Below are 5,620 nucleotides of genomic sequence, written 5' to 3' on the forward strand. Positions count from 1 at the left end.
AGCGGCGCCCCCGGCGGGGTCGTCGGTGACGGGTGCAGCCGGCACGGAGGCGGGCGCGGCCGTGCGGGCGAGCGCGGCCGCGGCCGGCACCTCACGGATCTGCCCCGCGTCGCCGCCGCGGCCCTCCGATCCGGACACGAGCGTGCCGTCGGCGACGAACGCGACGGCCTCGCCCTGGGGCTCGCCGCCGAGCGGTACCCGGACGGGCATCCCCGCGAGCGCCGCGACGACGTCGCCGTCGTCCGGAACGGGATAGAGCCAGGCGTCGGTGTAGCTGCGCAGGGCCACCACGCGACGGTCCGCGCTCACCGCGGCGCCGGTGACGAGCGCGCCGCCGAACGGTCCGGCCGGCCCGCCGACGGTGTCCGACGACGGCAGCCGCACCTCACCCACCCTGACCAGCGGCACCGGGCCCACGCCGGCGAGCGGCGCAGCCGTGCGGTAGACGCCGGACAGGCCCGTCGGGTCCTTGGTGACGATCACCGGGCGCCCCACGGCGTCGGCGAGCAGGGCCTCTGCGTCGTGCGGGCCGTCGGGATAGGTCATCCGGTGCAGGGTCGCCTCGCCCTGCGCGGGCAGGGCGATGACCGCGACGGTGGCCCGGGCGCGGTCGTTGTCACCGATGTCGCCCACCCACAACGCACCGCCGGGGCCCAGGGCGAGGTCCTCGGGGTCGTACGGGTCGATGGTGGACGTGCGGCGCTCCAGCACCGCGCAGGTGGAGGGATCGATCCGGTCCACCTCGACGCGGCGGCCGCCGTCGGCCATCGCCCACATCCCCGAGCTGTCGACGGCGAGCCCGGACAGCTCGGTCAGCCGCGGGTCGTCGACCGTGCAGCGGACCTGCGGCGAGGGGACGGCGCCGGTGCTCCCCAGGACGAGAGCACCGGCCAGGAGCAGTCGGATCAGCGGGGAGCGCTGTTCACGCGGAACCGTCGGCGTCGGGTGCCCCGACCACCGCGAACGGCAGCACCGCCGTGGCCAGCTCGGCACCGACCCGGGCGTGCAGCCGCGTGCCGTCGGCCGTGTGCTCCTCGGCGAGCACCTCGCCTTCGGCGTGGACACGCGCCACGAGCGAACCCTCGACGTAGGGCAGCAGCAGCTCGACGTCGACCTCGGGACGCGGCAGCAGCTCCGCGATCCGCGCCTGCAGCCGGGAGATCCCGTCGCCGCGGTGGGCGGAGACGAAGATCGCGTCGGGCAGCAGGTGGCGCAGCCGGGCGAGCTGCAGGTCGCTCGCCGAGTCGGTCTTGTTCACCACCAGCAGCTCCCGCGGCATCTTCCCGTGCCGCTCCTCGCCGATCTCGACGAGCACCTGGCGGACGGCCTTGATCTGGTCCTCCGGCAGCGCGTCGGAGCCGTCCACCACGTGCACGAGCAGGTCGGCCTCGGCCGTCTCCTCCAGGGTGGACCGGAACGCCTCGACGAGCTGGTGGGGCAGGTGCCGCACGAACCCGACCGTGTCGGTGAGCGTGAACGTGCGCCCGTCCGAGGTGGACGTGCGGCGCGTCGTGGGGTCGAGGGTGGCGAACAGCGCGTCCTCGACGAGCACACCCGCGCCCGTGAGCGCGTTGAGCAGGCTCGACTTGCCCGCGTTGGTGTAGCCGACGATGGCCACCGACGGGATCTCGTTGCGCCGGCGCGAGCCGCGCTGGGTGTCGCGGACCTGGCTCATCCCGGCGATCTCACGGCGCAGCTTGGACATGCGCATGCGGATGCGCCTGCGGTCGAGCTCGATCTTCGTCTCACCGGGACCACGGCCACCGATGCCGACACCGCCCGCGGCGCGTCCACCGACCTGCCGGGACAGCGACTCACCCCAACCGCGCAGGCGCGGGAGAAGGTAGGACAGCTGCGCCAGCTCCACCTGCGCCTTGCCGTCCCGGCTACGGGCGTGCTGGGCGAAGATGTCGAGGATCAGCGCGGTGCGGTCGATGACCTTGACCTTCAGCTTGTCCTCGAGCTGCCGCAGCTGGCCGGGCGAGAGCTCGCCGTCGCAGATCACGGTGTCCGCGCCGGCCGCCTGCACGGCCTGGTGCAGCTCCTCGACCTTGCCGGAGCCGATGAACGTGGCCGGGTCGGGCTGCGGGCGGCGCTGCATCAGTGCGTCGAGGACCGTGGATCCGGCCGTCTCGGCGAGGCGCGAGAGCTCGGTCATCGAGGAGCGGGCCTGCTCGGCGGTGCCTTCGGTCCAGACCCCGACGAGCACGACGCGCTCGAGGCGCAGCTGCCGGTACTCGACCTCGGTGACGTCGGTGAGTTCGGTGGAGAGCCCGACGATGCGGCGGAGCGAGGAGCGCTCCTCCAGGTCGAGGTCACCGCGTGTGGCGCGAGCGGAACGCGCATCAGCGCCGTTATTGGGGTGGGACAGGGCTGGTTCAATCATCGTGTCAGTCATGCTCCCACGTCAACGCCGCGTGCGTCCGGTTTGTTTCGTCCGGCCTAGACGAGCGCGTCCCACCAGTCCGGGTTGATCTCGCCGTGCGCGACGAGGACGGCGGGGCCGTGCAGGGTGGTGGTGTCGTCGTCGACGGTGACGCGCAGCCGTCCGCCCGGGGTGTCGACGGTCGCCGTGCCGGTCGTCCGGTCGGCGTGGCGCAGGGCCGCGACCACCGCCGCGACCGTGCCGGTGCCGCACGAACGGGTCTCCCCCACGCCGCGCTCGTGTACGCGCATGGACACCGTGTCGTCGGCGATGGGGGACACGAACTCCACGTTGACGCCGTGCGGGAACAGCGCCGGGTCGTGGCCCGGAGGGTTGGTGAGGTCGAGGCCGCCGATCGCCATGTCCGTGACGCAGACCAGGTGCGGGTTGCCGAGGTCGACCGCGACGCCGGGGAACGCCTGCCCGTCGAGGCTCGCGGTACTGCTCTCCCCCACCTTCGCGGCGCCCATGTCGACGGAGACCTCGTCGGCGCCCACCTGCACGAAGCGGACGCCGCCGCGCGTGCCCAGCGCCAGGTCGCCCTGCGGAAGCCAGCCGCGGTGCTCGAGGTAGCGGCCGTAGACGCGCACCCCGTTGCCGCACATCTCGGCGACGCTGCCGTCGGCGTTGCGGTAGTCCATGAACCACTCGACGCTGTCGACAGGCACGGGCCCGTCCTCCAGCGCGCCCCACCGGACGACGCGCAGCACACCGTCGGCACCCAGGCCGCGACGGCGGTCGCAGAGCGCCGCGACGCGCCGGGGGGTGAGATCGAGCGATCCATCGGGGTCGGGGAGCACGACGAAGTCGTTCTCGGTGCCGTGGCCCTTGCTGAACTGCACGTCAGGAGGGTACCCGCGCGTTGCTCACGGCCAGCGCGCGGTCGAACAGGTCCGGTTCGGCGGCGGCGAGCCAGTGGATGCGGCGGTCGCGGCGGAACCAGGAACGCTGGCGGCGGACGAAGCGGCGGGTGGCCACGACCGTCTCCGCGGCGGCCGTGCCCAGGTCGCCGGCCCCGTCGAGGGCGGCCACGACCTGCTGGTAGCCCAGCGCGCGCGACGCCGTACGGCCCTCCCGTAGGCCGGCGTCCAGCAGCCGGCGCGTCTCGCCGACCAGCCCGGCGGCGAACATCCGCGCCACCCGGCGGGCGATCCGGACGTCCAGGTCCGCGGTGGGGCGGTCGACGCCGAGCAGCACCGCGTCGTAGCGGGGCACGGCCGCCTCGGGCAGGCGCGCGGGGAACGGGCGGCCGGTCAGCGCGATCACCTCCAGCGCGCGGACGATCCGGCGGCCGTTGCTCGGCAGCACCACCTCCGCGGCGGCCGGGTCGACCTCGGCGAGCCGCGCGTGCAGCGCAGCGGGGCCGCGCCCGGCGAGCTCGGCCTCCAGCACCGCGCGCAGGGCCGGGTCGGTGCCGGGGAACTCCAGCTCGTCGACGACGGCCTGCACGTAGAGGCCGGACCCACCCACCAGCACCGGCGTCCGGCCCGCCGCGCGCAACCGTTCGATGTCGGCGCGGGCTGCCCGCTGGTAGGCCGCCACCGACGCGGTCTCGGTGACGTCGAGGACGTCGAGCTGGTGGTGGGGCACACCGCGGCGCTCGGCGACGGTGAGCTTGGCGGTGCCGACGTCCATGCCGCGGTAGAGCTGCAGCGCGTCGGCGTTGACCACCTCGCCGTCGAGCCGCTCGGCGAGCGCCAGGCCGAGGTCGGACTTGCCCGTCGCCGTCGGCCCCACGACCACGATCAGCGGCTTCATCGTTCCCAGAGGGCCACGTGGTAGGCCACCCCGAACGGCATCGAGGAGTGCAACAGCTCCCCGCACCAGCCCCCGCCCGCGGTGGCGCCGGCCAGCACCTGCCAGGGGGCGCGCCCGGAGGCGAACAGGGCCGTCGCGAGGTCGGGGTCGAGCGCCGCGAGTGCGGCCGGGTCGGCGTCGCGCAGGGCCGCGGCGACGGCGGCGTCGAACGGGCCCGCGCGCTCGTCGAGGTAGCCGGGGGCCTTCTCGGTGTGGGTCGCCGCCCCGTCGCCGACGACGAGCAGCCCGACATCCTCACCGGCCAGCGCCCGCCCGAGCTCGGCGCACGACTGCTTCGACGCGTCCGGCGCCACGAGCTCGCCCCGGATGCGGACGGCCGCGCCGGTCCGCCCCGCCAGCCAGCCCGCGACGAGCAGGGGCAGCGGGAAGCTGCGGTCCACCGGGCTCGACGAACCCGCGGTGTCGAGCCCGACCACCACGTCCGCGCCGAAGCCGACGAAGCTGCCCCGCGCGTCCGGGGCGACGGTGTGGCGGCCGCCCTGGTCGGCGCCCACGCAGACCCACCGCGACGCGGCACCGGCGAGCCGGCTCGCGGCGGCGACGCACGCCGCCCGCAGGTCCGCGGTCTCCGCGGCCGCACCGGTGGCGAGCTCGGGGAGCAGCAGCGGCGGCTCGGGCACGACGGCGACCATCGACAGCACGGTCGGAGGTTAGGCCGTGTCCGCGGAGCACACCCCACCAGTGCCTCCGGGGCGCGGCTCGTCGACCAGGACAGCCCGTTGACTGTCCTGTGCCCGTCCGAGGCGTTCCGATCCGGTGCGTGAGCTGCTTGAATCGCCGGAGGGCCCGATCACGACGATCGACTAGGAGGGTGCTGAACAACTCAGCCCGTAGCGAGCGGTGGCCAGATGGGTGCATCGCAAGGCGGACGGGAGGCCGATACCGCTGTTGTATCGGCCTTGACGACAACGCCGCGAGGCGCCCGTCCGGGCGCCGTAGGGCTCAGTTGTTCAGCGCGCTCCTAGGGCCGCTGTGCATGGCTCCGCCCCCGGGTGGAGCGCCCACCGTCCGCGGTGGGCCGGATCGCGAGGAGGACGACGGTGTCGGAGCAACAGGCCACGGAGCAGCTCACGGGTACGGACGAGGTGGCCGCCGAGGCCGGCCCGCAGGAGGTGCGGCCCGGTGGGGCCGCCACGGATCCGGAGCCCGCGGTCACCGCCGAGACCCCGGCCGCCGCTCCTGCGGAGGAGGCCGTCGCGTCCGCGGAGCAGGCCGAAACGGCGGAGCACGCCGCCGCCGAGGAGCAGCCGGCACAGGAGGCCGCGGGGTCCCCGGCGTCGGAGAGCGCGCCCGCCTCCCCCGCGCCATCCCCCACTGCCCCGACACCACCCCGTCCGGCCCCGCCGCGCCCGGCACCCCCACGGCCCGGACCGCCGC

5 protein-coding genes and 1 pseudogene are annotated in these 5,620 nt (G+C 75.0%); 1 reads left to right on the forward strand and 5 read right to left on the reverse strand.

The genetic code is table 11. From position 1 onward, the window contains the following. The 5 genes from JWR81_RS12265 to JWR81_RS12285 all read right to left on the reverse strand — a co-directional run. The coding region (locus JWR81_RS12265) for a hypothetical protein (RefSeq protein WP_297650704.1) at positions 1-993 on the reverse strand (993 nt) is incomplete at its 3' end. Continuing rightward, a complete protein-coding gene (hflX, locus tag JWR81_RS12270; RefSeq protein WP_297650706.1) occupies positions 923-2,398 on the reverse strand; it encodes a GTPase HflX in 1,476 nt (491 codons plus the stop codon). The genes JWR81_RS12265 and hflX, both read right to left, overlap by 71 nt. A 44-nt stretch (positions 2,399-2,442) precedes the next feature. Next, on the reverse strand, positions 2,443-3,267 hold the full coding sequence (gene dapF / locus JWR81_RS12275) for a diaminopimelate epimerase (RefSeq protein WP_297650708.1): 825 nt from the start codon (positions 3,265-3,267) through the stop codon (positions 2,443-2,445). A gap of 1 nt (position 3,268) precedes the next feature. Continuing rightward, entirely contained in the window at positions 3,269-4,183 is a 915-nt protein-coding gene (miaA, locus tag JWR81_RS12280; protein ID WP_297650710.1) for a tRNA (adenosine(37)-N6)-dimethylallyltransferase MiaA, read from the reverse strand. Beyond that, positions 4,180-4,875 (reverse strand): hypothetical protein, encoded by a 696-nt coding sequence (locus JWR81_RS12285; protein WP_367278780.1) that lies wholly within the window; start codon positions 4,873-4,875, stop codon positions 4,180-4,182. Before JWR81_RS12285 ends, miaA begins: the two co-directional genes overlap by 4 nt. 408 nt (positions 4,876-5,283) lie before the next feature. Between JWR81_RS12285 and JWR81_RS12290 the strand changes: the two are divergent. Next, positions 5,284-5,620 (forward strand): annotated as a pseudogene (locus JWR81_RS12290) (hypothetical protein); the annotation flags it as partial.

It is taken from the genome of Pseudonocardia sp. (assembly GCF_025965585.1).
In the GTDB taxonomy this organism is placed as follows: Bacteria; Actinomycetota; Actinomycetes; order Mycobacteriales; family Pseudonocardiaceae; genus Pseudonocardia.

Excerpts from the sequence above, each read along its gene's own strand:
- miaA (WP_297650710.1), bottom strand. The coding sequence starts at position 4,183 with ATGAAGCCGCTGATCGTGGTCGTGGGGCCGACGGCGACGGGCAAGTCC.
- hflX (WP_297650706.1), bottom strand. The coding sequence starts at position 2,398 with ATGACTGACACGATGATTGAACCAGCCCTGTCCCACCCCAATAACGGC.
- JWR81_RS12285 (WP_367278780.1), bottom strand. The coding sequence starts at position 4,875 with ATGGTCGCCGTCGTGCCCGAGCCGCCGCTGCTGCTCCCCGAGCTCGCC.